This is a genomic window from Labrenzia sp. THAF35 (assembly GCF_009363595.1).
In the GTDB taxonomy this organism is placed as follows: domain Bacteria; phylum Pseudomonadota; class Alphaproteobacteria; order Rhizobiales; family Stappiaceae; genus Roseibium; species Roseibium algicola.
The window spans coordinates 2,472,596-2,499,218 of record NZ_CP045380.1; the positions used below are offsets into that span (position 1 = coordinate 2,472,596).

Here is a 26,623-nt window from a genome sequence, read left to right on the forward strand (position 1 = left end):
TCAGCGGAATGAATACCTCTCAGATGGTCATCCCGGACGCAGCAAAGCGGAGATCCGGGATCGGCGAGCCCGATACTCTCTTTCGGGAAATGAATTGCCGAGAAACCTGTACCTCCCCGATCCCGGCTCGCGCTGCGCTTGGCCGGGATGACGCTGGAAAGAGTTTTTGTAGGAACTCTGAAAAGAGGACGTCGTCATGCTTCTGATCGGATATGGCAATCCCGGGCGGGGCGATGACGGACTTGGGCCTGCCTTGTCCGAGGCAATCGCCGCGCGCGGATTGCCGGGGTTGGAGGTCGATACCGATTATCAGCTTGTCGCCGAACATGCGCTGGCGGTCTCAGAGCACGATGTGGTGATCTTCGTTGACGCGGAGATCGGTGCCGAGGGAGCCTATTCGTTCCGGGAAATCGCGCCGGGTGCACCGGAAGTGCTCGGCAGCCACAGCCTGGTTCCGCAGACTGTTCTGGCGCTTAGTGAAACCCTTTATGGCACCCGACCGAAAGCCTTCGTGCTGGGTATCTCCGGCTACGAATTTGGTGAGGTAAAGGAAGGGCTGTCCGACAAGGCAGCTGCCAATCTGGCTGCGGCCGAGGCTTTCTTGCTGGAGTGGCTGCAAAAGGCAGATCAGCAGAGGGAGGCAGCCCATGCATGAAATGTCACTTTGCGAGAGCATACTCGACATTTTGAAGGATCAGGCTGCGAAGGATAGCTTTACCCGGGTGAAGCGGGTCGCGGTCGACATCGGACCGCTGTCTTGCGTCGAACCAGAGGCGCTGAAATTCGGATTCGACGTCGTCATGCGGGGCTCACTCGCCGAAGGCGCCATTCTGGAAATATCCAGGCCTTCAGCCGAGGCTCTGTGTCTTTCCTGTTTCAAGACCGTGCAGGTGAACGCATGGTTCGATTGCTGCCCGGAATGTGGTTCGGAAGCCCTGCAGGTTGTCAGTGGGGAAGAGCTGAAGATCCGGGAACTGGAGGTGGTGTGATGTGTACGGTATGCGGTTGCAGCGGGTCTCACGAACATGACCATGAGCATCACCATGGACACGCCCATTCACATGACGCAGGTCATGTCCATTTCGGCGAAGGGGAAGCCGGCGTTTCCGTTCCGGGCATGAGCCAGGCACGGCTGATCCAGATCGAAACCGATATTCTGGGCAAGAACAATTCCTATGCGGACAACAATCGTGCCTTGCTGGCCGCAAAAGGCGTTCTGGCACTCAATCTTGTTTCAAGCCCCGGCTCCGGCAAGACAACGCTGCTTGTCGAAACCTTGAAGCGGATGGCGGGCAGGACCCCGGCTGCGGTCATCGAAGGTGATCAGCAGACGTCAAACGATGCCGAGCGGATCCGGGAAACGGGAGTACCTGCCATTCAGATAAACACCGGCAAGGGGTGCCATCTGGATGCACATATGGTCGGTCATGCCTTGGAGAAGTTGCCGCTGGACGAAGGCAGCGTGCTTTTCATCGAGAATGTCGGCAACCTGGTCTGCCCTGCGGCGTTCGATCTCGGCGAAGCCTTCAAGGTGGTGATCCTTTCGGTAACGGAAGGTGAGGACAAGCCGCTGAAATACCCCGATATCTTCGCCAACGCCGACCTGATGATCCTCAACAAGACCGACCTTCTGCCGCATGTCGATTTTTGCGTCGGCGCGGCGATCCGGAATGCACGACGGGTCAATCACAAGATCCAGATCCTGCAAGTGTCGGCGCGCACTGGCGGTGGCCTGGAAGGCTGGCTAGTCTGGCTGGACGGTGCCTTGAAGACGCAGGCAGCGCACGCACGCGGCCTTGCTGCGGAATAGGAGTTCTCCGTCATGTGTCTCGCCATTCCCGCAAGGGTGGTTTCCGTCGATAGCGACGACATGGCAACTGTCGCTCTGGAAGGGATCCGGAAACCGGTCTCGACAGCTCTCCTGGAGGAGGTTGCCGTTGGCGACTATGTGCTCGTCCATGTCGGCTATGCCCTGCACAAGCTCAGCGAGGAGGAAGCCGAACGGACCCTTCAGCTTATGGCGGAAGCCGGTGTTCTTGCCGAGGAGCTGGAGGAGATGGCGGGCGAGCCGGTGGTGGGGACGGACGCATGAAATACATCAAGGAATTTCGGGACGGCAAACTGGCGCAAAAGCTTGCCCTTGCAATCCGGCAGGAAGCTGATCCGGACCGGCGTTACCATCTGATGGAGTTTTGCGGTGGGCACACTCACGCCATCTTCCGTTACGGGGTGCAGGCTCTGGTTCCGCAAAATGTCGAGTATGTGCATGGGCCGGGATGCCCGGTCTGTGTCTTGCCGGTACGGCGTCTCGATGATGCGATCGAGCTGGCACTGAAGTCGAATGTGATCCTGACCACCTATGGCGACATGATGCGGGTGCCGGGCACCAAGCAGAAGAGCCTGATCCGGGCCAAGGCCGAAGGCGCCGATATCCGGATGGTCTATTCGACCCAGGATGCTCTGCGGATTGCGCGCGAAAATCCGCAACGGCAGGTGGTCTTTTTCGCCATCGGCTTCGAGACGACGACGCCGCCAACGGCGGTCGCGATCCTGCAGGCAAAGGCGGAAGGCCTGAAGAATTTCTCCGTCTTCTGCAATCACGTTCTGACACCGCCTGCCATCGCCCATATCGTCAACGCTCCTGCGGAGCCAGGGGAGCAGCCGGTTAAGATTGACGGTTTCCTTGGACCTTCTCATGTCAGCTCGGTCATCGGCTGGGCGCCGTACCAACCGGCGGCGCGGGACTTCAGGAAACCCGTCGTCATTGCCGGCTTTGAGCCGCTCGACGTGATGCAGTCGACCCTGATGCTGATCCGCCAGATCAACGAAGGCCGGCATGAAGTGGAAAACCAGTACACCCGGGTCGTCACGAAGGAAGGCAATCGCAAGGCCCAACGGCTGGTTGACGACGTTTTGGAGTTGCGCCGGACCTTTGAATGGCGCGGGCTCGGCTATGTCCCTGACAGTGCCCTGAAAATCCGAGAAGCCTATGTCGACTTCGATGCTGAAGAGCGTTTTGCGCTCAGCCCGAAGGAGTCGCGCGAAGTCAAATCCTGCGAATGTCCGGCGATCCTGCGCGGGGTGAAGAAGCCCACGGAATGCAAGCTGTTCGGCACGGTTTGCACGCCGGACAATCCGATGGGGGCCTGCATGGTTTCCTCTGAAGGTGCCTGCGCCGCATACTGGACCTATGGCCGCAAGCGCGAGGCGATTGCCGCCGCCAAGGGAGCCGCGGCGTGACCAGCATCGATCCGCAGGCAAAATTCCGTACCGGCGCTGTCGATATGACCCATGGCGGCGGCGGCCGGGCCATGGCCGTCCTGATCGAGGACCTGTTTCACCGGCATCTGAAAAATACAATCCTGGACCAGGGCCATGATGCGGCGGTGCTCGAAGTGCCGCCAGGACGGCTCGTCATGTCGACCGATGCCCATGTGATCTCGCCGCTGTTCTTTCCAGGTGGCGATATCGGATCGCTGTCGGTCCATGGCACCTTGAACGATGTGGCCATGGCCGGTGCGAGGCCGGTGTCCCTTACCGCGAGCTTCATACTGGAAGAAGGGTTCCCGCTGGCTGATCTGGAACGGATTGTCATATCCATGGCGCGCGCAGCCCGTGAAGCCGGAGTGCCGGTGGTTTCCGGCGATACCAAGGTGGTTGAAAAGGGGAAGGGCGACGGGGTCTTCATCACAACGACCGGTGTTGGCGTTCTGCCGGAAGGCGTCTCGATTTCTCCTGCTGCGGCCAAGCCAGGTCAGGCGGTTCTCCTGTCCGGTACCATTGGCGATCATGGTGTTGCCATCCTGTCGAAACGGGAAAACCTGACCTTCGAAACCGAAATCCAGTCCGACAGTGCAGCGCTGCATGGCCTCGTCAGTTCGATGGTCGACGCGGTGCCGGGCATTTCGGTTCTGCGGGATCCAACCAGGGGAGGACTGGCAACTGCGCTGAACGAAATCGCTCATGCTTCGAAGGTTGGCGTGATGCTCGACGAGGGTGAGATCCCCGTTCGCCCGGAAGTGGAAGGGGCCTGCGAGCTGCTCGGTCTCGACCCGCTTTACGTTGCCAATGAAGGCAAGCTCATCTGCATTTGCGAGGCGTCTGATGCAGACCGGTTGCTGGAGATCATGAAGGCTCACCCGCTGGGTCAGAACGCTGCGAAGATCGGGGAAATCGTGGAGGACGCAGATTGCATGGTGGTCATGAAGACCGGCTTCGGCGGCTCCCGTGTTGTCGACTGGCTTTCGGGCGAGCAACTGCCGCGCATCTGCTGAGGGCCGCATTGGCCCCAAGGCTTTTTCCCAATCCGATGCTTGTCATCCCGGTTTGGCGCAGCCAGGACGGGATCCGGTACACACCGGCCTTTGTGTTCCTCCAGAAGAGGCTGCTTTGTTTTCTCAGCCAGGGACTTGAGAGGACGCGCTCGCAGCGCGACTCATGACCGGGTTCCGGATCTGCGGGCGGCTGCGCCTTCCTGGTCCGGAATGAGGGGAGGGGGCAACAGGTTTTCGGGGCTTGTCCCTATCCGCCCTTTACCTTCAGCTTGCCATTGTCCTTCTTGTCCTGGCCGTCGTTGGCCCATGTGATGCGCAGGTCCAGGCGGGACTGGTCGTCTTCGGTGGTGGCTGTCACCCTGATGGCCAACAGACCTTTCGGGTGCAGGGTAATCTCGCCGGTGTCGTCACCGAATTGCAGCTCGCCCTTGGCGATGCCACGCTTGACGGCGTCGAGCAGTTTCTGGATCGATTTCCTGTCCTGCAGGGACTGGTGCCGGAAACGGCCCTTGCGTTCCATCATGACGACAATCCGTGTTGCTGGAGAATGTGCGCCGGATTGAACAGCTTGGCGTGGGGATAATCCCGACTGATGCCGACGATGTTGCCATCCGGGCAGATGATCGTGGCGCCGGTGCCAATGCCTTCAAGACCTTCGGAGCTTCTGGAATGCCGGTCGAGCGTGATGTCCGCTTCCAGATGCAAGAGGCCGTGCTTGGACGTCAGCTCCTGTCCGCTGTGCCTGTTGACGTGCCCCTGTACCAGCATCCTGATGCCGGCAAGATGGAGATCGTCTACGCCGGTTTCGGTCAGGGGATGGTCCACATCCCGGTATTTCGTGCGCATCAGATTGGCGATGGTGCCGGAGTAGAACACGAAGGGATCCTTCCGGCTTTCCTTCCGAAAGCGGCGATTGACGTGGGCCACACCTTTTGCCGAAATCTGGGACGCCATGTGATCATCGATACCGGCATGCACGAACAGCAACGATCCGCTCTGATGCACCGCCTTGAGGCTTTGAAAGAACCAGGCGTAGCGTCCGCCGGGTTCAACGAAGAGTTCCCGGCATTTGAGCGCGGCAGCATACAGCTGACGAGTGGTAAGGCCGACTTCGGCGGCGTGTTCCGCGAACTTGTCCGCCTTCTTCTTGAGCCGCTGCATTTCCTTGCGGATGGCCGCGTCACTCAGATAGCGTGAGGCTGCCTTCGGAAATTGTCTGGTCCACTTCTTTCCCGGAACCATCAGCGACAGGCAGGTTTCCTCGTCGGGCAGCATGGCGAGGTTGGCCGAGCTGCCGACATACCGCTCGTGTACTTCCTTCAAGAGCGGCATCACCTTCTTGCCCATGCGAACGAACATATGGGCGTTGAGCGAGCTGCGCTTGACGGTGAGGGCTTCGAGACCGAGGTAAAGCCGCAGGTCGTGGTTGCCGGCGAGGATGACGACATCGGCGCCGGTTTTCAGCAGCGCGCTGAGGCTGTCGAGAAGGTCCAGATTGCTGGGGCCCTTGTCCAGGCAATCGCCGCCGATGATGAACTGGCAGCTTCGGCCGAAGGGCGTCAGGTGAAAGTCGCTCAGACCATTTCCATTGCGCTGGATTGCCCGTGCCGCCGTCAGGGATCTCAACAGGCTTTCCGCATCCGCATGCAGGTCGGAAATGAAGATTACCGGCTTTTCCGGCCAGTCCCAGGGGCCAAGAGCATTTGCCCGGGCAAGGCTGCCGACAACACCGGGAAGGGTGCTTTCGGTGGTGAACTGGCCGAGGGGCAGATTCCCGATGGGCGCCAGCGGCCAGGGGACACAGCTTTCGGGCAGGCCGAGATCAATGGCTTCCGCCTGGTCCATCGGCGGCAGAAGCGGGGTCAGTGGCAGATGGGTCATCATGGCAGCAATCCGGTTCAATCCGTTGCGGTTTCAAGAGGCTGGCGCTGTTTCCAGTCGCCGCCGTGGTGCCTCCAGGTGCCGTTCTCGTCCAGTTTCAGGACGAGGGCACGGGCGTGGTGCATGCTGAGCTGGCGGATCTGGTCGAACGACAGAACGCCGAGGCAGTGGGCGGCATGGCGTATGGAAGCGCCGTGTCCGACGAAGATCCGGGCATTGGGCCCTGCACCGTCGTTGAGGTCCGCCATCTTCTGCTCAAGGAAAGCTGCCACGCGTTCGCCGGCGTCCATCAGGCTTTCCGCGCCCTGGACCGGTAGTCTGTGATGGCTGTTGGACTTCCAGTCTCCCGGCAGCGGGGCGGTGCGCGGGTCGTCTGCAATCACCTGCTCGATCTCGCGAAGGCTCAGGTTGGCAAGGGCCCCGACGCTGCGTTCGGCAAGCGCTTCGTCCTCGGTGATGGTGAAGTCCGAACCAAGTCTTTCGCCTAGCGACTGACCGAGAAGCGCTGCCGTCTGCCAGGCCCTGAGCTGACGGGAGCACAGGACCTCGGGTGCCAGCCGGAAGCCTTCCTGCCGTGCGATGTCCGCAATCTCGCGCCCGGCCTCCTGGGCCTGAACCTTGCCGGCGTCGGTCAGGGCATAGGGTTGCAGGGCGCTCGGCGTGTCCGGCTTTTGATGATAGGCGCCGTGGCGCACCAGAATGGCGAAACAACCCGTCATGGTGTCTGCCCCAGAAGCTCGGCACCTGCCTCGAACAGGGCATCGAAATCAATCAACCCCTTCACTTCCCACACCTGAACGCCGTCAAGTGCATCCAGGTAGGCAGCCGTGTCGAGCGGTGTTTTCATCGGCCAGAACGGGCCTTGCGGGGTCTGGTAGAAAGGGCCGGGGTTTTTCATGATTGCCGACAGGAGATCCGGCCGGTCCTTCAGATCCGTCTTGCTTACCTCGGTCGCGTCGGCGCTGTCGCGGGACCAGTTCAGCACCCAGAAATCGGTCAGCTGCGCATCGTGGGAAATACGCCCGGGGCCGTAGATGTCATCGATGAAGAGGTCGTATTTTTCTTCCAGATGCCAGAGCTCGTCCGGCTCCAGGTTGCGGAGTTCCTCTTCGCGTTCCTCGTCGATGAGACCGGTGAGCCGGGCGTTGGTGACGATGGTGCCCGGGTTGATGCGCGGAAGTTTCGGAATGCCGAGCGCATTGGTGCTGTTGCCGGCACTGCGCACGAGAAGGCGGTCGTTGGTGACATACTGCGTGCCGCTGAGCTCCATCAGGCGCAACATCGAGGTGGACTTGCCGCCGCCGGAAAGGCCCGATATCGCAAGCCCCCTGTTGGGGGTGCGGACAGCCGCTGCATGACAGGCGACCCACCCCTGCCGCTGGAAGTGATTGAGAAACTGGGTGTTGATGAAGTTGATCACCTGGTTTGGGTGATCGTCCGTAGGGCCAAAGGCGATCGCCCAGTCGGGGGATTGCAGGAACTGCAGACCCGTGCGGACCTTCAGGATCAGGCGCCCGTTTTCAAGGTCGCAGACCGCATCCTTGCGACCGGACTTTCCCGTTTCCCGCTCCCAGTCGGTGAACTCCGGGTCGAAGGGCAGTTCCATGGGTCCGAGCACATGGACGATCCTGTCCGGTTTGCTCGGCGCGGAAATCACATGCTGGAAATAGCGCAGCAATTCGGCCAGAAGCGCCGAAGAGGTGCATCTCACCTCGACCACATGGCCGCCGACCGTGAGGCACACCGGATCGCAGTTTCGCGTTTCCCGAGCCGGGGAAAGAGCGTCGACAACGTCCTGGACGGTTATGCCGTTCATCCGCGCACCTTTTCAATTACATGGTTGGCGTAAAGCTTGGCAGCGTCGATGCCGGCGCCTTCCAGAGCTCCCTTGAAACCACCGAAGGCCGAGACCTCAAACACGACCGGTCCGTTGTCCGTCAGGCCGACATCCACGGTGGTGAAGTCGAGATCGAACGGTTCCTGCGCGCGACGCGCCAGTTCGATCAGGTCGGCATCAGGTTCGAACGGTTCGTATTTGCCGCCGTGAAGGATGGTCGTGTTCCAGCTGTTTGTCTGGGCAACGCGGGCATAGGTGCCGAGATAGGACCCGCCGAGGAAAACCATGCCGAGGTCCCTGCCGGAAAGATTGACCTTCTTCTGCAGGTACATCACCGGATTGTCGGCCTTGAACGCGGCAATCTTGTGCCGGAGGGCTGTTTCGCCTTCGGTGGCATCCATCAGCGTCATGCCGCGGGCCTTTGTCGAAAACAGGGGCTTGAACACCGCACTGCCGAACCGCAGGACGGCGGCCAGGGCTTCGTCTTCGCTTTCGCTCACGCAGGTGGCTGGCATGGGAATGCCTGCATTGGCCAGGGTCACGGTGCAGCTTAGCCGGTTGACCAGGCCGAGAATGGACCTTGTGCTGGAAAAGACCCTGGTGCCGCTGGCCTCGGCAAGGCGCAACATCTCCAGCCGGTCCAGCGTTGCGGGGCTGTAGGTCTGGCTGATCTTCTTGACCACGATGCCGTCGAGGCTGCAAAGATCGATCTGCCCAGCCATCAGCGCCCTGGCTTCCAGATCCAGAACGACGTCGGCCATGTCGACCACGCAGCGAAAACCTGTTTGTGCTTCCAGGGCGTCCGCCAGAACTTCCGTCGACCATTTGCCGGGTATGCCGACAACGCCGATCCTGAGGTCAGTCAACGAAGATCTCCTTCATTTGCAGGCGGAACCGGGCCTCGGCGCCAGGCGGGCAGGCAAGGGCCTGTTCGATCAGGTAGCGGGCACGCAGCCACATGCGCCGGGCATGGGACTTGTCCAGAATGAACCGCGTCGACGTGGCAAAGGACCGGGCAAGGCCAAGGGCAAGCCGATATTCGAACGTGTCGTCACCCTGCTTGCGGGCGAAGGCTCTTACGGATTTGTAGAATGCGAGAGAGACATCGCTGATCCGCCGACGTGTTTCCCTGTCGAGCACCTGAAGCCGGTAGTTCGAAACCATGAACACGGACACGTCCTGAACGTAGTCCATGTAGCGGGAGCGATGCAGATCGACGAAGTGGATCCGGTTCTCGCCGGGGTCGTAGATGATGTTGTCGACGTTGAAGTCACCGTGGATATAGACGGAAAAGGGAGCGGTTACCCTTGCCTCGCGGTCGGCTGCCTCGGTGATCAGGGCGTCGAGCGAGGGAAGGGTTTCTCCCGCGAAATGGATGCCGGTTTCCTTGAATTCCGGGTGAACCCTGCGGACGTCTCCAAGGCGTTTGCCAAGTTGCTGCATGCTGCCGAGATCCGCCGGTTCTGCAGTCCGCGTCTGCTTCCAGACGTCTTTCAACGTGTGGGAAAGACTGGCAAGCGCCTGATTGCGCAGGGCGTCGCCTTCGTTCAGGACGATGTGCTCGAAGGTCAGGCCGGGCAAATGTTCGATCAGGAGCGCTGCCGACTGGTCGCGTTTGCGGTAGGAAAGGATTTTCGGGGCAAGGCCTGGATAGATGGAATGCCAGCTTTTCACGCCCTGGCGTTCTTCCTTGACCTTGCTCTTGTCGCCATCCTTGAAGACCGCCGTAACCATTTCGGTCTTCTTGTCCTTGATGGCGGAGATGGAACTCCCCGACCTGGTTTCGGCAATCGTTTCGATGGTGACATCGTCGCTGGCCGTGTCCAGGTCAGACATCAGGCCTTGCAGGGCGAAATAGCGTTCGAAATTGACTGCCTGTCCGATGTTGGCGGAAATCAGCGCTTCGCTTATGGCCCGCAGGGATTCGCCCATGCGCTGGAATTCGCTGGCGACCAGCAGGCTGTTGGCGATGTCGGCCGGCAACCGGTCCGGGTTGCGCATGTCGCGTGTGTAGGCCTTGAAGAGCTTGCGGTAGTCAGCCTCGATCTTGTTCTGGAGCTGGCCGATCTCTATGGCCTTTTCACTGTCCCTGCTGAGAAGGGCGTCCTCGATGCGGGCAACGCCTTGCCGGACACGACTGACAATCGCGGGATAACGTTCAGGCTCAAGCGTGACAAAGGTCTCGATGCGCTCTGCATGGCGCAAGGATTGGCGCACCAGGTTGGCGATGCGCTGAAGATCGGTGGCGACAAACTCCAGGCTGCGCAGGGTAAGATGTTTGCGATCGTTCTTTCTGGCTCCGGCCATCTGCTGGACACAGGCCGCAAGGATCCGGCTCTTCAGGTTATGGGCGTATCCGGCACGGTCCATGATCCGGCGTGCCGTCGCTGCCGTCGGTTCCTTGAAGAAGGCTTCAAGCTGTATGAGCTGACCATCGATTTCCGCGCACAGAAAACGGAGATTTTCCCGAATGGTCTTTGGGGCATTAATCATTATGGGGTCCGAGATAGACTTCGGGCTCCCGCGTACAGCCAAGTGAAAACAGTTTTGTGACATAAAGCGGACGTAGCTGTTGAGCTTCGTCGAAACCTATCCAGCGTGTCCCGACCTGATGCGGGTCCGGGCGTGGTCCCAATACCGGTTGGTAGTCTTCGGCAACGCTGCAGGCGAAAATGAAATCGAGCTGGTGCTGATATTCTCTTGCGGCCTGTTTGCGCCGATGAACTTCCGCCACATGCATCAGGTGCGACACGGTGATTGCGGCACCGATTTCTTCCACGCATTCGCGCTTCAGGCAGGCTTCGAGCGTTTCGCCCGGGTCCTGCTTGCCGCCGGGCAGAGTGAAGTACCGGCCTTTGACGGGGTGTCGCTTGTCTTGCACCAGCAGCCGGTCACCCCGGCGGATAAAGGCTCTTGGTGTTGAGCGGATGACGGGCCGAAACACGGCACCTTTTAGGGGCGCGTCACTTGCGATGGATCTCGCTCCCTGTTCAGGCCTGCCGGTTCGGGACCTGCCAGACCGGCTGGCGCAGCTTCTGTCAGGGGCCCGCTTCGGCTTTCAGCAGGGCCGTGATGGGGCGAGTATAGGTGAGTCGCTCACCGCGAGCGAACCGATCTTCGACTGTTCACGGTTTCAAGTGGTTCCAGTCCGCTCAGATATCCGGCCCCATGGCGCGGCCTTCTGTCGAGGGGTCGATGTCGTTGCGCAATTTCTCCAGTGCGCGCATGCGCTCCTGGGCCCGCTTCTGGTTCTCACGTGTGACGCCGGTGATGAGCACTTCGGCAATCGCCATGAGTGCCAGCGAGGAGTCCCAAGGGGAAGGGACCGCGACGCGGGCAGGCAGAACGAAGGTGGCGATGCGGCCGACCGGTGACATCCAGCTATCGGTGACAAGGGCCACGGTCGCACCCTGTCGGGCGGCGGCTTCGGCAAACTGGATGATTTCAGCCTGGTAGCGCCGGATATCGAAAACGACGACCACGTCCTTCGGACCGATGCCGATGAGCTGGTCCAGCCAGTTGCCCTGCTGGCCGGCGACGTGATTGACGTTGGCCCGCACGATCCGCAGATGCGCCGCCATGTAACGGGCAAGGCCGTCGGTAAAGCGGCCCCCGATCAGGTGCACATGCTTGCGTTCGTCCGACAGCAGCTTGACGAGGCCGGTGAGTTCGCCTTTCGGCAGATGAGCAAAGGTCTCGCGCACATTTTCCAGAAGCTGGCTGACATGGGGGTCGCCGACCGGGTCGTCTTCCATGTTGGCACTGCGGGCGAGTGGCGAATTCAGCTGGCTTTCCAGTTCGCCGCGGAGTTTTCGCTGAAACTCGGCGAAGCCGGGAAACCCCAGGCGGCCGACGAAGCGCAAGATGGTGGGGGAGCTGACCCCCGCGGCCTCTGCGAACTGGGCGACGGTGCCCAGTCCCTGCATCGGGTAATTGGCCAACAACGCATGCGCCGCCTTCTTTTCCGTGGCGGTGAATTCGTCCAGACGGTCGCGAATATCTTCCAGAAGAGGACGTTCCATGGTCGTCGGCCTTTATGACGGTCCGCGGCACTGAATTTCATTTGACAGCCGCTGCAATCTGCGTATCAAATATTACAGAAGTTAGTTAAGTCGGCAATCCTGTAATAAACATTACAAAATGCAGGGCCGATCTTTCAGGGAGTAGGGAATGGGTTCGAATCCCCAGACCGGAGGAATGACTCGGGCTGTCGCCGTTGAAAATGCGGAGGGAGCGGGGCCTTTCGTTTTTGTCTGCGATCACGCTTCCAACTTCTTTCCGCCCCCCTACGATACGTCGCTCGGGATTACCGATGCGGACAAGATTGCGCATATCGCGTGGGACCCGGGAGCGCTCGGCGTTGCCAGGGGGCTGGCCAAGAGCCTTGATGCGCCGCTGGTCCATACCACTGTCTCGCGCCTGATCATCGACTGCAATCGTGAGGAAAACCGGCCTGACCTGATCCCTTGCCTTAGCGAAACCACCAAGATTGCGGGCAACCAGGACCTGTCGGCCGATGAGAAGACCTTCCGTCTGAACCTGGCGCACCGGCCGTTTCACGATGCCATCGACAATGTGATCAGCCAGCGGCTCGAGCGCGGGCTGCCGACAGCGGTGGTCTCCATCCATTCGTTCACGCCGGTTTACAAGGGCCAGTCCCGTCCCTGGGAAATCGGCCTCATCTACGACAAGGACCGGCGTCTTGCGGATCCGGTTCTGGAAGCCTTGAAGGCACATGCCGGCCTGACCGTTGGAGACAACGAGCCGTACGCTCCGTCCGATGGTGTCTATTATACAATCCATCGGCACGGCGAGGATCGCAAGCTGCCTTGCCTGATGATTGAAATCCGCAACGACGAAGTGAAGACCTCGGCAGAAGAAGCGCAGTGGAGCGATCTTCTGGCGCCCCTGCTGGAGCACGCCGCGCAAGCCGTTGGCGGGCAGACGCAGGGAGAAGCCCATGCTTAAGGCGGCCCGCGTCTATATCTGCATCGTCGACGGCTTCAATCGGGGCCTCGGTAAGATAATCATGTGGGGGGTCTTCGTCATGGCGGCGATCCTTCTGTGGTCGTCGATCTCCAAGACATTCTTCAATCCATCGCTCTGGACACTGGAAGTCGCCCAGTTCGCGATGGTTGCCTATTACATTCTGGGCGGGCCCTATTCCATACAGCTCGGCTCCAATGTGCGCATGGATCTGTTCTATGCCGAGTGGAGCGCCAAGAAGAAGGCCTGGTTCGATGCCTTCACGGTGCTGCTGCTGATGTTCTATCTCGGTGTGCTGCTCTATGGCGCGTTGAATTCCACGGCGTACTCGCTTGGCTATTTCGGCAAGGACTCGCTCAGCTTCTGGTGGGACCTGTTCGTTTCCTTCATCACCGGTGGTCCTGACGCGGCGGCTGAAAAGCTCGGCTATATCGAGCGTAGCCCGACTGCCTGGCGGCCCTATCTCTGGCCGGTCAAACTCATAATGATCATTGGATTTGTTTTGATGCTGCTGCAGGCCATCTCGGAATTCATCAAGGATATCGCCCTGATCAAGGGAGAGACGCTCTGATGTCATACGAGATGATCGCTCTCCTGATGTTCTCGTCGATGATGCTGATGCTCCTGACGGGGCAGCGCGTTTTCGGCGCCATCGGTGGCATTGCCGCAATCGCCGCTCTGGCCCTTTGGGGCACTGGCGGTGGCGACATTCCTTTCTCCGCGGCCATGAAGCTGATGAAGTGGTATCCGCTGCTGACGCTGCCGATGTTCATCTTCATGGGCTATGTGCTGTCGGAAACCAAGATCGCCGACGACCTCTACAAGATGTTCCACGTGTGGATGGGTCCGCTCAATGGCGGGCTGGCTATTGGCACGATCCTGCTGATGGTCCTGATTTCCGCCATGAACGGTCTGTCGGTTGCCGGCATGGCCATCGGTGCGACCATCGCGTTGCCGGAACTCCTGAAACGAAAATACGACAAACGGATGGTCACGGGGGTAATCCAGGCCGGGTCGTCGCTTGGCATTCTGGTGCCGCCGTCCGTGGTGCTGGTGCTTTATGCGATGATCGCGCGCGCTCCTGTCGGCCAGCTCTGGCTGGCGGGGGTCGTTCCTGGTCTGATGATGGCAGCCATGTTCGTCGTCTACATCGCGATCCGCTGCAAGATCCAACCTGAACTCGGTCCTGCGCTGACGAAAGAAGAGCGCGACGCCTCCAAGGACGAGAAATATCATCTGCTTCTGGCAGGCATCCTGCCGATCATCATCTTTGCGGTGATGATGGTACCGTTCGTCAAGGGCTACACCAGCCTGGTGGAAAGCTCGGCCATTGGTGCTCTGGCCGCCCTGGTGGCTGCCATCATCCGTCGCCGGATGACCTGGGATATCCTGAAGCTTTGCCTGAAGAACACGCTCGGCATTTCGTGCATGTTCATGTGGATCATCCTTGCCGCCCTCGGGTTCGGCGCGGTGTTCGACGGTCTGGGCGCGGTCAAGGCCATCGAGAGCCTCTTCACCGAACAGCTCGGCCTGTCGCCGTGGATGATCCTGATCCTGATGCAGCTGTCCTTCCTGGTGATGGGCACCTTCCTGGACGATACGGCAATGCTGGTCATCGTGGCACCGCTTTACGTGCCTCTGGTCGCAAGCCTTGATCTGGGCATGCCGGCGGGCGAAGTTCTGATCTGGTACGGGGTGCTCTACACGATCACCACGCAGATCGCCTACATGACACCGCCCTTTGGCTACAATCTATTCTTGATGCGGGCGATGGCGCCCAAGGAAATCAGCATGCGCGACATCTACGGCTCGATTACGCCGTTTGTCGCGGTGATGGTCCTGGCGCTCGTCCTCGTCATGGTTTTCCCGCAAATTGCCCTGTGGTTGCCGGATCTGGTTTACGGCAGGTAGCAAGGAACGGGACAAGAAGACAACGTCCGGAGGAAAAACGGAGTTGGACCGCGGACTTACGAGAGCCGGAAAACGGCCGCACCGCTTTAGCTGAATGTGAAACTTAGGGGAACTTGAGATGACCAACAGACGTGAGTTTCTGAAAAAAGCCGGTATCGGCACTGCCGCCGCCGCCGGAGCGACCACCCTTGCGGCTCCGGCCGTGCATGGCCAGTCGCAGATCAAATGGCGCCTCCAGACCTATGCCGGTCCGGCGCTCGCCGAGCACGTGATCAAGCCGCATATCGATGCCTTCAACAAGGCCGCCAACGGCGAGATGGTGATCGAGCTCTACACCGCCGACCAGCTGGTGCCGACGGGCGAACTGTTCCGCGCCATGCAGCAGGGCACGATCGATGCCGTTCAGTCGGATGACGACAGCATGGCGTCCCCGACCGAAGTCACCGTCTTCGGCGGCTACTTCCCGTTCGCTTCCCGTTATTCCCTCGACGTGCCGGTGCTGTTCAACCAGTACGGCCTGAAGGAAATCTGGGAAGAGGAATATGCCAAGGTTGGCGTGAAGCACATTTCCGCAGGTTCCTGGGATCCGTGCCACTTTGCCACCAAGGACCCGATCCGTTCTCTGAAGGATCTTGAAGGCAAGCGCGTCTTCACCTTCCCGACAGCCGGCCGTTTCATGAGCCAGTTCGGCGTCGTGCCGGTCACCCTGCCGTGGGAAGACATCGAGGTTGCCGTTCAGACCGGCGAACTCGACGGCATTGCCTGGTCGGGCATCACCGAGGATTACACCGTCGGCTGGGCGGATGTGACCAACTACTTCCTCACCAACAACATCTCGGGTGCGTGGGCTGGTTCGTTCTTCGCCAACCAGGAGCGCTGGAACGAGCTTCCCGATCACCTGAAGACCATGCTGCAGCTTGCCATGGATGCGTCGCACTACTATCGCCAGTGGTGGTACTGGGGCGGTGAGGCCAACCTTCGCGTCAACGGCACCAAGATGGAGCTGACCTCCATTCCGGACGCCGAATGGGCAACGGTTGAAGAAGCTGCCATGGCCTTCTGGGACGAGATCGCAGCTGAATCCCCGACCAAGGCAAAGGTCGTGGAGATCTTCAAGAAGTACAATCAGGACATGAAGAAGGCCGGCCGGCCTTACCGCTATTCCTGATAGAAACCCGGACCGTGCCGGCCATCGGCAGGCACGGTCAGATCTGCCGGTCCGGAGCGACCCCTCCGGACCGGGAATTTCCGGAATTAAATTCTCGACCGCTCAACCTGGAACAACCGTAAAATGCCTGGCAACCTGACCTTTGATGCACTGAAGACTCTCGTCTCTTCCGGCGAGATCGACACGGTGCTGACCTGTATCGTCGACATGCAGGGACGGCTGATGGGCAAGCGTTTCCACGCCCAGCATTTCGTCGACAGTGCCTATCACGAGACCCATTGCTGCAACTATCTGCTGGCAACCGACCTAGAGATGTACACGGTCGAAGGCTATGCGGCGACGAGCTGGTCCGGCGGGTACGGCGACTATGTCATGAAACCGGATCTTTCCTCCCTGCGGCGGGTGCCGTGGCTGGAAGGCACGGCCATGGTGATGTGCGATATCCTCGATCACCACACCCACAAGGAAGTGCCGCATTCCCCGCGTGCGATGCTGAAATCGCAAGTCGCGCGTCTGGAGGAACTTGGGCTGACGCCGATCATGGCGACCGAGCTGGAGTTTTTCCTGTTCGAGAAAAGCTTTGAGGACATGCGCAAGGGCGGCTACCGCGATCTGGAGCCAATTTCCGGTTACAACGAAGATTACCACATCCTGCAGACCACCAAGGAAGAGGATGTGATGCGCCCGGTGCGCAATCACCTCTATGCCGCCGGCATCCCGGTCGAGAACACCAAGGGTGAAGCCGAAGCCGGGCAGGAAGAGCTCAACATCAAGTATGCACCGGCACTCGACACGGCCGAATATCACACCATCGCCAAGCATGCGGTGAAGGAAATTGCCTGGGCAAAAGGGCGTTCCGCGTCGTTCCTTGCCAAGTGGCATCATTCCCGCGTCGGGTCTTCGTCCCATGTGCACCAGTCACTGTTCGACAAGGACGGCAACAACGTCTTCGTGGATGCCAAGGGCGAATACGGCATGTCCGAGACCATGCGCCACTACATGGCCGGGCTCATCAAGTATGCGCCGGACTATACCTATTTCCTGGCGCCCTACATCAACAGCTACAAGCGCTTCCAGAAGGGCACCTTCGCGCCGACCAAGACCGTGTGGTCGGTCGACAACCGCACCGCCGGCTTCCGGCTCTGCGGCGAAGGCACCAAGGGCCTTCGCGTCGAGTGCCGCATCGGCGGTTCCGACCTCAATCCCTATCTGGCACTGGCGGTTCAGATTGCTGCCGGCATCAAGGGCATGGAAGAGAAGCTGGAACTCGACGCTCCGACCACCGGCGACGTCTACGACGCCAAGAAGGCGAGGGAAATTCCGCACACTTTGCGCGAGGCCCGCGAGACCCTGCGCAAGTCGAAATTCCTGCGTGAAGCGTTCTCCGACCAGGTGATCGACCACTATTCCCGCGCCGCCGAATGGGAGCTGGAGGAGTTCGACCGCGTGGTCACCGATTACGAGATTGCCCGCGGCTTCGAGCGGGCGTAAGAGGCGATGAAGCACTAGAAGGCAAGCTGCTTGGTTACCCCTCATCCTGAGGAGGACCACTAGGTCCGTCTCGAAGGATGGGCGGCACACCGGACAAGCGGCCCATCCTTCGAGACAGCACTCGCGCGCTTCCTCAGGATGAGGGAGGCGGGTGCTGAAAAACAAGAAATCGGAGCCAACCACTTTCAACAAACCGTCCGTAGAGGCGGTTCTGAGAGGTTCAAAATGTCAGATGTCATCAAGCTGATTTCCCCCATCGACGGTTCGGTCTATGCCGAACGCACGGCGCTGGACGACGCCACGGTCGACCGTGTCGTTTCCACCGCACGGACCGCACAGGCAAGCTGGGCTGCCGTGCCGGTTGCCGAACGCGTTGCCTATTGCCTCAAGGCGCTGGAAGCGCTGAAGGCGATGAACGAAGAAGTCGTGCCCGAACTGGCCTGGCAGATGGGCCGGCCGATCCGTTTCGGTGGCGAACTCGGCGGCACCATCGAGCGCACCGAATATTGCGCGAAGATCGCTGCTGAAGCGCTGGCCGATGTGGAGCGCACCGACAAGGCGGGCTTCAAGCGCTACCTGCGCCGCGTGCCGCTCGGCATCGTCATGGTGATCGCGCCGTGGAACTATCCGTTCATGACGGCGATCAATACCATCATGCCGGCGCTGATGGCAGGCAATGTGGTCGTGCTGAAGCATGCCGCGCAGACCCTTCTGGTCGGTGAACGCCTCGCCAAGGCCTTCGAGATTGCTGGTCTGCCAAAGGGCGTTTTCCAGAACATCGTCCTGACCCACCAGGGCACGGAAAAGCTGCTCGGTTCCGGTCTGATCGACCATGTCAACTTCACAGGTTCCGTCGGCGGCGGACGTGCCATCGAAAAGGCGCTGGCCGGTACCTTCGCGACGCTTGGTCTGGAACTGGGCGGCAAGGACCCGGCATATGTGCGGGCTGATGCAGACCTGAACTATGCGGTTGATAACCTGGTCGATGGTGCATTCTACAACGCCGGCCAGTGCTGCTGCGGCATCGAACGCGTCTATGTGCATGAAAGCCTCTACGACCGCTTCGTCGAAGGCTTTGTCGATCTGACCAGCCAGTACAAGCTTGGCAATCCGCTGGATGAAGCGACCACTCTCGGCCCGATGGCCCAGGCGCGTTTTGCCGCCTGGATCCGCGAGCAGACGCAAGAAGCTCTGCGCAAGGGCGCGAAGGCGCACATCGATACCTCCAAGTTCGAAGCCGACAAGGAAGGCACGCCCTACCTGGCGCCGCAGGTGCTGACGGACGTCAATCACCAGATGTCCGTGATGCGCGAAGAAAGCTTCGGCCCGGTCGTCGGCATCATGAAGGTGAAGGACGACGAGGAAGCGCTGCAGTTCATGAACGACAGCCCCTATGGCCTCACCGCATCGATCTGGACCGAAGACGTTCAGGCCGCTGCCGAGATCGGCGACAAGATCGAGACCGGCACCGTCTTCATGAACCGCTGCGACTATCTCGACCCGGCCCTGGTCTGGACCGGCGTCAAGGACACCGGCAAGGGTGCGGCTCTTTCCGAAATCGGCTTCCACAACCTGACCCGACCGAAGTCGTTCCACTTCCGTCTGGAACATTGAGGCCGGTCTGACAAACGACCGAGCAAGCCCAGTTTCCTAGTCCAAAATCGGGCAGGGTGATTGAGCTTGCTCCCCTCTCCCCCCTTGAGGGGGAGATGTCTCCGCAAGGAGACAGAGGGGGGGTGCCACCCCCTCGGCAAACTAGGCACCGGAATATACGCAGAGCCCAGTCACCCCCCTCTGTCAGCTTCGCTGACATCTCCCCCGCAAGGGGGGAGAGGGGTGCAAGAGGCAATGCCGAGACTTGTAACTGCCTCCCTTGTCGGTGTGGCAGCGACCAGAACCCTGAGTTTCAAGACAACGAGACACCCATGAGCTCACTTCCTTCCGTCAATTGGTCCTATCCGACCTCCGTTCGCTTCGGTGCCGGCCGCATCAAGGAACTTCCCGATGCGGTCAAGGCCACCGGCATGGCCAATCCGCTGCTGGTCACCGACCCGGGCCTTGCCGGCCTGCCGATGGTCGCGGAGGCGATTGCAAGCCTGGAAGCTGCCGGCCTTAAGGCTGCGGTCTTTTCCGACGTCAAGCCGAACCCGGTCGACAGCAACATTGCTGCCGGTGTCGCCGCCTACAAGGCCGGTGGACATGATGGTGTCATCGCTTTTGGTGGCGGTTCGGGCCTCGATGCAGGCAAGCTGATCGCCTTCATGTCCGGCCAGACCCGGCCAATTTGGGACTTTGAAGATATCGGCGACTGGTGGACCCGTGCAGATCCGGCCGGTATTGCGCCGATCGTCGCGGTGCCGACCACTGCCGGAACCGGCTCGGAAGTTGGCCGCGCGGGTGTTGTCACCAACGAAGCGACGCACACCAAGAAGGTTATCTTTCATCCGAAAATGCTGCCGGCCATCGTGATCTGCGATCCGGAACTGACTGTCGGTATGCCGCGCTTCATCACCGTCGGCACCGGTATGGACGCTCTGGCACATTGCCTGGAAGCCTATTCCGCACCGATGTATCACCCGATGTCCGAAGGCATCGCGCTTGAAGGCATGCGGCTGGTGTTTGAAAACCTGCCGAAAGTTGCTGCGGATGCGTCTGATCTTGAAGCACGTGGTCACCTGATGAGCGCCGCCGCCATGGGTGCTGTTGCCTTCCAGAAGGGCCTCGGAGCGATCCACTCGCTGTCTCATCCGGTCGGCGCGCTTTATGACACTCACCACGGCATGACCAACGCGGTCTTCATGCCTTACGTGCTGCAGTTCAACAAACCCGCCATCGAACAGAAATTCGAGCGGCTTGCCGGTTTCCTTGGCATCGCCGGCGGTTATCAGGGTGTGCTCGATGCGATCCTGAAACTGCGTGAAGACCTCGGCGTACCGCACACGCTGGCCGGTCTCAATGTCGATGACAGCAAGCGCGACCTGATTGCCGAAATGGCGATTGTCGACCCGACCGCAGGCGGTAACCCGGTTCCGCTGACCAAGGAAGGCGCATTGGACATCTTCGACAAGGCTCAGCAGGGTACCGTCTGAAGCAAGACCCCTTGACCTCGAAGGCGCACCGGATACCGGTGCGCCTTTTTTTGTTTTTCAGGCCATCTTTCGCAATCACGGCCAAGCGTAGCCAAGCCAGGCCGGTGTGCCGCGAGGCCTGTAGATGGACCAGAACTGTTCGCGGACAGCTTTGACGCTCTCCGATCCCGGGTCTTCGCTTCGCTGCGTCGCGGATCACGCACTCAGAGCCTTTGCACTTCAGGTCGCTCTGAACGTTTCCAGGATGAGGTTGGTGGTGCGTGCATTGCTGGCGCTCAGCGCGCCATTCGGTCTTTCTGTTCGAGATCGCTGCTCTCCGCCTTCCGCCACTGATCCGGCGTCATGCCGGTCACCCGCAGGAATTCGCGGTTGAAGTTCGACTTGGTCGAAAACCCTGCCCGGTACATGGCCTCGGTCACCGTGATGCCGTCCTGGCGCAGCAGCGTGCAGACATCCTTGATCCTGAAATCATTCACATAGCGTGAGACATTCATGTCGCGCACCCGGTTGATCGCCTGCGAGAGCTGACGGGCGGGCAGACCGGCACGGCGAGCCAGCCTTGAGAGGTTGAGCGTGTCGTCGCGATGAAGGTGCTGTGCCGTCATCAGGGCGTCGACCCGCGCGACGATTTCCGCGTCTTCGGACGTGGCGGTCTGGGCCGCGGGTTCCGGCTCGGTGTTTGTCTCCGTCTGGGCATGGCCTGCCGTGCGGGCGGCAAGACCGATCAGCAACAGGCTGACTATATTTGCGTTACTGACCAGAATGGCTGCATGGCTGCCGCCCGAGCGTTCGAAATCGAAAAGGATCACCAGATCGAACAGGGCGGACAGGCACAGGCAGAAGGCGGCCAGCCACAGGGCCCGGTGGGCAGCGGCAGCTTCGTCCAGACGCGCAAGTCCGAGGCCGTCCGGTCCGCGCCAGGCGATCCGTGCCAGGGCCACGGCATAGGCCAGGAACAGCAGCACCAGCGCACTATCCAGCAAGACAGGCGCCGCAAGCATCAGACCCAGAATGACGAGTGCGGCCAGTGGCGCCGCTGCCAGGCGAAACCGTCCGGGCGCGGCCTGATCGACGAGACCGCGAAAGCTCTCATAGGCAAGAGGGGGAAGCAGAGCGGCCAGCAGCGGCTGCACGAAGCGCAAAGCGTCGACGTTATATCCCCAGCGCAGGCCCAGGACGATGGATTGCAGGCAGCACAGGGCAATCAGCATCAGGAAAGCGCGCGTGGCTGTTGCTCCGTTGCTTTTCTTCAGGAACACAAAGACAAGCGCCAGAAGCAACGCGTTGACGAAGGGCAGGGGAACAAACAGCACGGGCAAGGCACCTCGATGGGGCGATGGCGGGGACCTTTATCGCGATCCGGCATGACTGAATCGTGAAAGAGGACGCTTTCCATCACGGCCTTAGCAAGAATTCGGTCATTGCTCCACTGACTGAAAGACCCCTCATGAAAATACAATCTCTTTTCTTGCCGCTGGTTCTCACGCTGGCCGTCACCACACCAGCCAAGGCCCAGGAACCGGTGGGTGTTCGCGAGATCTCGGTAAATTCGAAAGCCAGAGGCGAGGATCTCACTGTTCTGGTCTGGTACCCGGCCAAGCCGGGCGGGGAGGCGGTGCTGATCGGCGATGACAGGATCTTCGAAGGCACGCCAGCATTGGCCGATGCCGCAAGGGTGGAAGGGATGTATCCGCTGATCGTGCTCTCGCACGGGTCGGGAGCGTCAGTCGAAAAGATGGCCTGGATCGCGAGCGAACTTGCCGGCGAAGGCTTTATCGTCGCCGGTCCAAATCACCCCGGCACCACCAGCGGCGATTCCACGCCGGAAGATACGCCGAAGCTCTGGCAAAGAACGGACGACCTTTCCGTGGTGATCGATAAGTTGATTGCCGATCCGGACTGGTCGGCGTCAATCGACCGGGGAAATATCGGGGCGCTCGGTTTTTCCCTTGGTGGCGCTGCCGTTCTGGAAAGCGTGGGCGCAACGGCAAGCCTGGAGGCTTACGTCAACTATTGCGACACCAATCCGCAGATGCCGGACTGCCAATGGTTCATGGGCGGCAGAGCCTTTGTCGACAGGGAGGAAATCAAGGTCGAGCCGCTTGATCTGCGGACGGTCGACAAGGTTCTTTTCGAACAAAAGAGCCATGATGCCCGGATCAAGTCTGTTATCGCTGTCGATCCGGCGCTGGCGGCTGCTTTTCAGGAGCAAAGCTTCGCGGGCGTCGGTGTGCCGCTGCATTTCCTCAATCTTGGCGTGGCAGGGCAGATCGATGTCGGTGTGCGTTCTGCGCATCTGGCCGCTGCTGCGCCAGACGCCGATCTGGATCACATCGAGGATGCCGTTCATTTCAGCTTCCTGCCCGTGTGCAAGGAAGACGCGATTGCCTTCATGAAATCTATCGGCGAGACGGACAGCCTGTGCACCGATGGTGGCGGCAGGTCTCGTGCCGAGCTGCACGATCAGATGGCCAAGATGATTGTTGAGGGTTTCCGGGAAGATTTGAAGGCGGCAAACTGACGGCCTGGCCGGGGACACGATCGAGCTTTTTTGCTCATGTGGACTGCAGCCTCCCTTGCTTTCGGGGGGGAGGCTGCCAGTCGTCTCAAGGTGTCAGGATGAAGCGCCCTGGCTGCGTTCGATCAGCTTCAGCACTGCCACAAGCACGATGCCGTAGAGAACATGGCCAACGAGGGCGACCCAGACGATGCCACTGAAGTTCAGGAAGAAAGGCAGGCCGGCGACCGATGTGATGCCGCCAATGGCGAAGACCCAGAGACCGAAACCGTAAATTGCCGACGGCAGGAGCCAGTGGGTGTTGCCGACCACGCGCTGCCACAACGGCGCGAAGATGAACATCCAGCCGACAGGGTAGCCGATCAGTCCGACGGCGTAGAAATGGACGAAATATCCGCCGAAGTCACCGTTCGGAAGACCCAGGCTGCCAAGCAGGCTTTTGGCGAGGCCGTGCGGTGAAAGTGTCGCGAAACCCAAAGCCGGACTGATGATCTGGCCCCAGAGGTCGAACGCGTTGGTCGCAAAGAAGCCCGAGATGAACATCAGACCGAGCGTATGAAAACTCAGGGCGGGCAGGGTGCCGGCAGTCTGGGCCTGGCTGGAAGTCGTATTCATGACGGGATCACTTTCCTGAGATTGTCTCTTCTGCTGGCAGATACTTGGCTCTGAATGCGATCACATGGAAATAAAATGGCGAGGGTCCTGCGTGACGAATTCGTGATGAAAAATTGACGCCTCGCAGCGGCTGTTTCCAATCTTTGGATAACGCGACGGCGCTGTTGCTACACCTCCTCTTGCATGATCGGATGCGCCCTCTTTGCAACGCCGACAATGTGAGAATGCCGAAATGGATAAGTTGCCCGTCCGCCTCTATGCCGCTTTTGCTGCCGATGAGCGAGGCGGCAACATCGGCGGCGTTGTTTTTGAGGATACGCCGCTGTGGCCGGACGCGCGTCAGCGGATCGCTGCGGATATCGGTGCCCCGACGACGGGTTTTGTCCGCCAGAAGTCCGACAAGAGGATCGAGGTCCGCTTTCACTCGACCCGGGCGGAAATGGATATGTGCGGCCATGTTACCGTTGCGATTTTTGCAGCGTTGCTGGCCGACGGGCGGATTGGGCCTGGAAGCTATGTGCAGGAAACACCCGCGGGGGAAATCGGTGTTGATGTCGCCTCGGACGGTGCCATCACCATGCACCAGCCTTTGCCGAAGTTCGGATTGAACGAGGCAATCGCGGACGAGATAGCTCCGCTGCTCGGCATGGAGCCGGCTGGTATTCTCAGCGTTGCGGCGTCCTCGACAGCCCTTCGGCATGTTTTCATCGAAGTGGAAGATACCGATGCTCTGGCAGCCCTTCGTCCGGATGATGACGGGCTGCGCCGTTTCAGCCAGGCACGGTCGATCGACACGATGGGCATCTGGTGCCGGACAGGGCGTGGTCTGGGCAAGGCTAAGGTTCGCCTGCGGGATCTCTGCCACGGTGTCGGCGATCCGGAAGAGGCGGCGAGCGGCACCACCAACGGTGCGCTGGCCTGCCAATTGTTCCGGGCGCAAAAACTTCTGCCTGGTAATGGCGGACAGGCGGTCCTGGTCGCGGAGCAGGGCTTCGAGATGGGTCGTCCAAGCATCGTCAGAACAGTGCTGAACACGTCTGGCGGCGAAGTCACCGGTGTTTCTGTCGGTGGGTATGCGGCCTTGCGGTTGACGGGCGAGTTTCACCTGTGAAACCCGCTGCGCCGGTGTGACGTCAGACCCGTTCGAACAGCGCTGGTCCCGTCTCGCTGAAGAGTTCGATCTCGAGCGACTTGGCCGGACCGGATGATACATCGCCAAAGACGAGCGTCGAACGGGATCCGTCGGGCGCGTTCTCGGTGACGAAATCGAACACCATTACCGGCCCGCTCCAGGGCTTCAGCGGGAAGGGGATCTGTTTCGGTCCTGCCATCAGCACCAGCTTGTCGCCGTCTGCCTTGATTTCGACCTTGCCGAAATACGGGTTGGAATAGGTGCCGGTGAGAAGGTCTTGCGGAGGCGTCGGGCCGGCATCTGCCGGGCGGTCCTGACCGACAGTGCTGCCACGTTTGGTGTAGAAGCCTTCGAACCTGCTCGAATATCCGCCGTACCAGTCCCGGGTGATGTGGCCGAGCTGTGCCAGGTCGGTGAAAGAGGCCGTGATGGCTTCAGCTGCCCCGACAGGGGCTGCATTGGTGAGGACGACTATGCCCAGGCCGAGCGAGGGGATCATCGCAAAGCAGGTGCCCGCGCCCAGCAGGAACGCGCCGGAATGGCCGATCCGGACACGGCCGGACGGATCAGTGCCGACATTGAAACCGTAACCGTAAAAGCCGGACCTGGCATCGGGGCTGTGGGGGCGATCCGAAAAGCTTTGCGGGCTGATGGCCGGCAGAAGCGCCTCGGGTGCGATAAGCGGAGTTCCCGCGTGGGCGCCGTCTGCAAGCAGCATCTTCAGCCAGATGGCCAGATCGTTGGCGGTCGAACTGACGCCACCTGCCGGCGACTGGGCATCGGGCTTGCGCTGGTACAGCGGAGCAAAGCCGTCGCCGTCTCGGCTGTGTGGGATGGCGCGGTTGCTTGCTGCTATGTAGTCGGCAAAGCGTGAGCTGGTCGACGTCATGCCGAGTGGCCTGTAAAGCGCTTCTTCCGAAAGGCTGCTCCAGTCGGTGCCGGCAGCCTCGGCAACGGCCTCCGCGGCGGCAGTCAGGCCGAAGTTAGTATAGGCATAGGAAATCCGGAAAGGTGCCAGCGGCAGAAGCTTCAATCTCTGCAGGATTTCCTTTCGGTCGTAACCCAGGTCTTCCAGATCGTCGCCTGCGTGGTCCGGCAGACCGGAGCGATGGCTGTAGAGGTCACCTATGGTCAGCTTTTCGGTGCGGTCGGGATCGGACAATTCGAACCAGGGCAACAGTTCACGCATCCGGCTGTCCCAGCCGACGACGCCCTTGCTGACCTGGCTCGCAACGACGGTCGCGCCCACCGGTTTGGAGAGGGACGCAAGCTGAAACACGGTGTCCGGTGTGATGGTTTCCGGTCCGTCAAGGCGGCGCACGCCGAAGCCCTTGGAATAGACGGTTTCGCCCCGATGAACGGCGGCAACGGCGAGCCCCGGGATTTTGCTGCGCGTCATCACGTCGGCCACGATTGCGTCAAGCTCCGCGACTGCCTTTGCAATCTGCTCGGGCGAGGCTTCAACGCCTGGTGTCTGGGCAGGAGAAAGCTCCTGCGCAAACCCACGCAGTGGCAGTGCAGTCAGTGCAGCGGTCGCAGTGCCGAGAAACAGACGGCGGGAGAGTGTGTGCCGGGGCATATGCAAATTCCTTGGGGAGATACTGAAATCAAAACAAGCATATGCATGATGCGCGAAACGCACCTGAGAGATCAACTTAACGACGTGTAATGCGGGTTTGTTGAAACTTCTTGGTTAAGCAACCGTGTCTTGAGCAGACAAG

The 26,623-nt window shown here is 60.3% G+C and carries 26 protein-coding genes; 15 read left to right on the forward strand and 11 right to left on the reverse strand.

Annotated elements, in window-relative coordinates; translation table 11 throughout:
* Positions 1 to 196 precede the first annotated feature (196 nt).
* Genes FIU93_RS11265 through hypE form a run of 6 tightly spaced genes read left to right on the forward strand, consistent with a single transcriptional unit; the run spans position 197 to position 4,274 of the window.
* On the forward strand, positions 197 to 655 hold the full coding sequence (locus FIU93_RS11265; protein ID WP_152505614.1) for a hydrogenase maturation protease: 459 nt from the start codon (positions 197 to 199) through the stop codon (positions 653 to 655).
* A complete protein-coding gene (hypA, locus tag FIU93_RS11270) occupies positions 648 to 989 on the forward strand; it encodes a hydrogenase maturation nickel metallochaperone HypA (protein WP_152505615.1) in 342 nt (113 codons plus the stop codon). Before FIU93_RS11265 ends, hypA begins: the two co-directional genes overlap by 8 nt.
* Positions 989 to 1,810: a hydrogenase nickel incorporation protein HypB gene (gene hypB / locus FIU93_RS11275; protein ID WP_152505616.1), complete on the forward strand. Its 822-nt coding sequence runs from the start codon at positions 989 to 991 to the stop codon at positions 1,808 to 1,810. Before hypA ends, hypB begins: the two co-directional genes overlap by 1 nt.
* A 12-nt stretch (positions 1,811 to 1,822) precedes the next feature.
* On the forward strand, positions 1,823 to 2,092 hold the full coding sequence (locus FIU93_RS11280; RefSeq protein ID WP_023003083.1) for a HypC/HybG/HupF family hydrogenase formation chaperone: 270 nt from the start codon (positions 1,823 to 1,825) through the stop codon (positions 2,090 to 2,092).
* Positions 2,089 to 3,240: a hydrogenase formation protein HypD gene (gene hypD, locus FIU93_RS11285; RefSeq protein ID WP_152505617.1), complete on the forward strand. Its 1,152-nt coding sequence runs from the start codon at positions 2,089 to 2,091 to the stop codon at positions 3,238 to 3,240. Before FIU93_RS11280 ends, hypD begins: the two co-directional genes overlap by 4 nt.
* A 44-nt stretch (positions 3,241 to 3,284) precedes the next feature.
* Complete coding sequence (hypE, locus tag FIU93_RS11290) at positions 3,285 to 4,274, forward strand: hydrogenase expression/formation protein HypE (RefSeq protein ID WP_152507566.1); 990 nt, start codon at positions 3,285 to 3,287, stop codon at positions 4,272 to 4,274.
* A gap of 247 nt (positions 4,275 to 4,521) precedes the next feature.
* Here the strand turns inward: hypE and FIU93_RS11295 are convergent, their stop codons facing one another.
* The 8 genes from FIU93_RS11295 to FIU93_RS11330 form a co-directional block, all read right to left on the reverse strand.
* A complete protein-coding gene (locus tag FIU93_RS11295; protein ID WP_152505618.1) occupies positions 4,522 to 4,797 on the reverse strand; it encodes an amphi-Trp domain-containing protein in 276 nt (91 codons plus the stop codon).
* On the reverse strand, positions 4,794 to 6,158 hold the full coding sequence (locus FIU93_RS11300; protein WP_209010339.1) for a metallophosphoesterase family protein: 1,365 nt from the start codon (positions 6,156 to 6,158) through the stop codon (positions 4,794 to 4,796). Before FIU93_RS11300 ends, FIU93_RS11295 begins: the two co-directional genes overlap by 4 nt.
* A gap of 14 nt (positions 6,159 to 6,172) precedes the next feature.
* Positions 6,173 to 6,874, reverse strand: a complete 702-nt coding sequence (locus tag FIU93_RS11305; RefSeq protein ID WP_152505620.1) for a histidine phosphatase family protein — start codon at positions 6,872 to 6,874, stop codon at positions 6,173 to 6,175.
* Entirely contained in the window at positions 6,871 to 7,971 is a 1,101-nt protein-coding gene (locus FIU93_RS11310; protein WP_152505621.1) for an HprK-related kinase B, read from the reverse strand. Before FIU93_RS11310 ends, FIU93_RS11305 begins: the two co-directional genes overlap by 4 nt.
* Positions 7,968 to 8,858: a GAK system ATP-grasp enzyme gene (locus FIU93_RS11315; protein WP_152505622.1), complete on the reverse strand. Its 891-nt coding sequence runs from the start codon at positions 8,856 to 8,858 to the stop codon at positions 7,968 to 7,970. Before FIU93_RS11315 ends, FIU93_RS11310 begins: the two co-directional genes overlap by 4 nt.
* On the reverse strand, positions 8,851 to 10,485 hold the full coding sequence (locus FIU93_RS11320; RefSeq protein WP_152505623.1) for a phosphotransferase: 1,635 nt from the start codon (positions 10,483 to 10,485) through the stop codon (positions 8,851 to 8,853). Before FIU93_RS11320 ends, FIU93_RS11315 begins: the two co-directional genes overlap by 8 nt.
* Positions 10,478 to 10,936 carry an NUDIX domain-containing protein gene (locus FIU93_RS11325; protein ID WP_075281942.1) on the reverse strand — a complete coding sequence of 153 codons (459 nt, stop codon included), beginning with the start codon at positions 10,934 to 10,936 and terminating at the stop codon, positions 10,478 to 10,480. The genes FIU93_RS11320 and FIU93_RS11325 overlap by 8 nt, the downstream gene beginning before the upstream one ends.
* A gap of 208 nt (positions 10,937 to 11,144) precedes the next feature.
* Positions 11,145 to 12,014 (reverse strand): MurR/RpiR family transcriptional regulator, encoded by an 870-nt coding sequence (locus tag FIU93_RS11330; protein WP_023003093.1) that lies wholly within the window; start codon positions 12,012 to 12,014, stop codon positions 11,145 to 11,147.
* A 148-nt stretch (positions 12,015 to 12,162) separates the two neighbouring features.
* Between FIU93_RS11330 and FIU93_RS11335 the strand changes: the two genes are divergently transcribed.
* The 7 genes from FIU93_RS11335 (at position 12,163) to FIU93_RS11365 (ending at position 20,637) form a co-directional block, all read left to right on the forward strand.
* Positions 12,163 to 12,960 carry an N-formylglutamate amidohydrolase gene (locus FIU93_RS11335; RefSeq protein ID WP_209010340.1) on the forward strand — a complete coding sequence of 266 codons (798 nt, stop codon included), beginning with the start codon at positions 12,163 to 12,165 and terminating at the stop codon, positions 12,958 to 12,960.
* Positions 12,953 to 13,549 carry a TRAP transporter small permease subunit gene (locus tag FIU93_RS11340; RefSeq protein WP_055656263.1) on the forward strand — a complete coding sequence of 199 codons (597 nt, stop codon included), beginning with the start codon at positions 12,953 to 12,955 and terminating at the stop codon, positions 13,547 to 13,549. Before FIU93_RS11335 ends, FIU93_RS11340 begins: the two co-directional genes overlap by 8 nt.
* Positions 13,549 to 14,889, forward strand: a complete 1,341-nt coding sequence (locus FIU93_RS11345) for a TRAP transporter large permease subunit (protein ID WP_023003096.1) — start codon at positions 13,549 to 13,551, stop codon at positions 14,887 to 14,889. The genes FIU93_RS11340 and FIU93_RS11345 overlap by 1 nt, the downstream gene beginning before the upstream one ends.
* Positions 14,890 to 15,007: 118 nt before the next feature.
* Complete coding sequence (locus FIU93_RS11350) at positions 15,008 to 16,057, forward strand: TRAP transporter substrate-binding protein (RefSeq protein ID WP_023003097.1); 1,050 nt, start codon at positions 15,008 to 15,010, stop codon at positions 16,055 to 16,057.
* 123 nt (positions 16,058 to 16,180) lie between these two features.
* A complete protein-coding gene (locus FIU93_RS11355; RefSeq protein WP_152505624.1) occupies positions 16,181 to 17,548 on the forward strand; it encodes a glutamine synthetase family protein in 1,368 nt (455 codons plus the stop codon).
* A 225-nt stretch (positions 17,549 to 17,773) separates the two neighbouring features.
* The gene (locus tag FIU93_RS11360) at positions 17,774 to 19,162 is read left to right on the forward strand and encodes an aldehyde dehydrogenase family protein (protein ID WP_152505625.1); all 1,389 of its coding nucleotides are present in this window, start codon (positions 17,774 to 17,776) and stop codon (positions 19,160 to 19,162) included.
* A 311-nt stretch (positions 19,163 to 19,473) separates the two neighbouring features.
* Positions 19,474 to 20,637 (forward strand): iron-containing alcohol dehydrogenase, encoded by a 1,164-nt coding sequence (locus FIU93_RS11365; RefSeq protein ID WP_152505626.1) that lies wholly within the window; start codon positions 19,474 to 19,476, stop codon positions 20,635 to 20,637.
* 275 nt (positions 20,638 to 20,912) lie between these two features.
* Here the strand turns inward: FIU93_RS11365 and FIU93_RS11370 are convergent, their stop codons facing one another.
* Entirely contained in the window at positions 20,913 to 21,950 is a 1,038-nt protein-coding gene (locus FIU93_RS11370) for an AraC family transcriptional regulator (protein WP_209010341.1), read from the reverse strand.
* A 134-nt stretch (positions 21,951 to 22,084) separates the two neighbouring features.
* Between FIU93_RS11370 and FIU93_RS11375 the strand changes: the two genes are divergently transcribed.
* Complete coding sequence (locus FIU93_RS11375; RefSeq protein ID WP_152505628.1) at positions 22,085 to 23,158, forward strand: alpha/beta fold hydrolase; 1,074 nt, start codon at positions 22,085 to 22,087, stop codon at positions 23,156 to 23,158.
* 93 nt (positions 23,159 to 23,251) lie between these two features.
* On the opposite strand, the gene FIU93_RS11380 is transcribed toward FIU93_RS11375, so the two are convergent.
* On the reverse strand, positions 23,252 to 23,770 hold the full coding sequence (locus tag FIU93_RS11380) for a hypothetical protein (protein WP_023003103.1): 519 nt from the start codon (positions 23,768 to 23,770) through the stop codon (positions 23,252 to 23,254).
* Positions 23,771 to 24,002: 232 nt separating this feature from the next.
* Between FIU93_RS11380 and FIU93_RS11385 the strand changes: the two genes are divergently transcribed.
* Complete coding sequence (locus tag FIU93_RS11385; RefSeq protein ID WP_152505629.1) at positions 24,003 to 24,881, forward strand: PhzF family phenazine biosynthesis protein; 879 nt, start codon at positions 24,003 to 24,005, stop codon at positions 24,879 to 24,881.
* A gap of 22 nt (positions 24,882 to 24,903) precedes the next feature.
* Here FIU93_RS11385 and FIU93_RS11390 read toward each other — a convergent pair whose 3' ends face one another.
* Positions 24,904 to 26,481 carry a serine hydrolase gene (locus tag FIU93_RS11390; RefSeq protein WP_152505630.1) on the reverse strand — a complete coding sequence of 526 codons (1,578 nt, stop codon included), beginning with the start codon at positions 26,479 to 26,481 and terminating at the stop codon, positions 24,904 to 24,906.
* Between the last annotated feature and the right edge of the window lie 142 nt (positions 26,482 to 26,623).

Bases quoted from the DNA above. Each gene is read 5' to 3' on its own strand.
- FIU93_RS11345 (WP_023003096.1), top strand. From the start codon at position 13,549: ATGTCATACGAGATGATCGCTCTCCTGATGTTCTCGTCGATGATGCTG.
- FIU93_RS11365 (WP_152505626.1), top strand. From the start codon at position 19,474: ATGAGCTCACTTCCTTCCGTCAATTGGTCCTATCCGACCTCCGTTCGC.
- FIU93_RS11320 (WP_152505623.1), bottom strand. From the start codon at position 10,485: ATGATTAATGCCCCAAAGACCATTCGGGAAAATCTCCGTTTTCTGTGC.
- FIU93_RS11280 (WP_023003083.1), top strand. From the start codon at position 1,823: ATGTGTCTCGCCATTCCCGCAAGGGTGGTTTCCGTCGATAGCGACGAC.
- hypB (WP_152505616.1), top strand. From the start codon at position 989: ATGTGTACGGTATGCGGTTGCAGCGGGTCTCACGAACATGACCATGAG.
- FIU93_RS11340 (WP_055656263.1), top strand. From the start codon at position 12,953: ATGCTTAAGGCGGCCCGCGTCTATATCTGCATCGTCGACGGCTTCAAT.
- FIU93_RS11375 (WP_152505628.1), top strand. From the start codon at position 22,085: ATGAAAATACAATCTCTTTTCTTGCCGCTGGTTCTCACGCTGGCCGTC.
- FIU93_RS11305 (WP_152505620.1), bottom strand. From the start codon at position 6,874: ATGACGGGTTGTTTCGCCATTCTGGTGCGCCACGGCGCCTATCATCAA.
- hypE (WP_152507566.1), top strand. From the start codon at position 3,285: ATGACCCATGGCGGCGGCGGCCGGGCCATGGCCGTCCTGATCGAGGAC.
- FIU93_RS11300 (WP_209010339.1), bottom strand. From the start codon at position 6,158: ATGATGACCCATCTGCCACTGACCCCGCTTCTGCCGCCGATGGACCAG.
- FIU93_RS11295 (WP_152505618.1), bottom strand. From the start codon at position 4,797: ATGATGGAACGCAAGGGCCGTTTCCGGCACCAGTCCCTGCAGGACAGG.
- hypD (WP_152505617.1), top strand. From the start codon at position 2,089: ATGAAATACATCAAGGAATTTCGGGACGGCAAACTGGCGCAAAAGCTT.
- FIU93_RS11380 (WP_023003103.1), bottom strand. From the start codon at position 23,770: ATGAATACGACTTCCAGCCAGGCCCAGACTGCCGGCACCCTGCCCGCC.
- FIU93_RS11385 (WP_152505629.1), top strand. From the start codon at position 24,003: ATGGATAAGTTGCCCGTCCGCCTCTATGCCGCTTTTGCTGCCGATGAG.
- FIU93_RS11335 (WP_209010340.1), top strand. From the start codon at position 12,163: ATGGGTTCGAATCCCCAGACCGGAGGAATGACTCGGGCTGTCGCCGTT.
- hypA (WP_152505615.1), top strand. From the start codon at position 648: ATGCATGAAATGTCACTTTGCGAGAGCATACTCGACATTTTGAAGGAT.
- FIU93_RS11330 (WP_023003093.1), bottom strand. From the start codon at position 12,014: ATGGAACGTCCTCTTCTGGAAGATATTCGCGACCGTCTGGACGAATTC.
- FIU93_RS11360 (WP_152505625.1), top strand. From the start codon at position 17,774: ATGTCAGATGTCATCAAGCTGATTTCCCCCATCGACGGTTCGGTCTAT.
- FIU93_RS11390 (WP_152505630.1), bottom strand. From the start codon at position 26,481: ATGCCCCGGCACACACTCTCCCGCCGTCTGTTTCTCGGCACTGCGACC.
- FIU93_RS11265 (WP_152505614.1), top strand. From the start codon at position 197: ATGCTTCTGATCGGATATGGCAATCCCGGGCGGGGCGATGACGGACTT.
- FIU93_RS11355 (WP_152505624.1), top strand. From the start codon at position 16,181: ATGCCTGGCAACCTGACCTTTGATGCACTGAAGACTCTCGTCTCTTCC.
- FIU93_RS11350 (WP_023003097.1), top strand. From the start codon at position 15,008: ATGACCAACAGACGTGAGTTTCTGAAAAAAGCCGGTATCGGCACTGCC.
- FIU93_RS11310 (WP_152505621.1), bottom strand. From the start codon at position 7,971: ATGAACGGCATAACCGTCCAGGACGTTGTCGACGCTCTTTCCCCGGCT.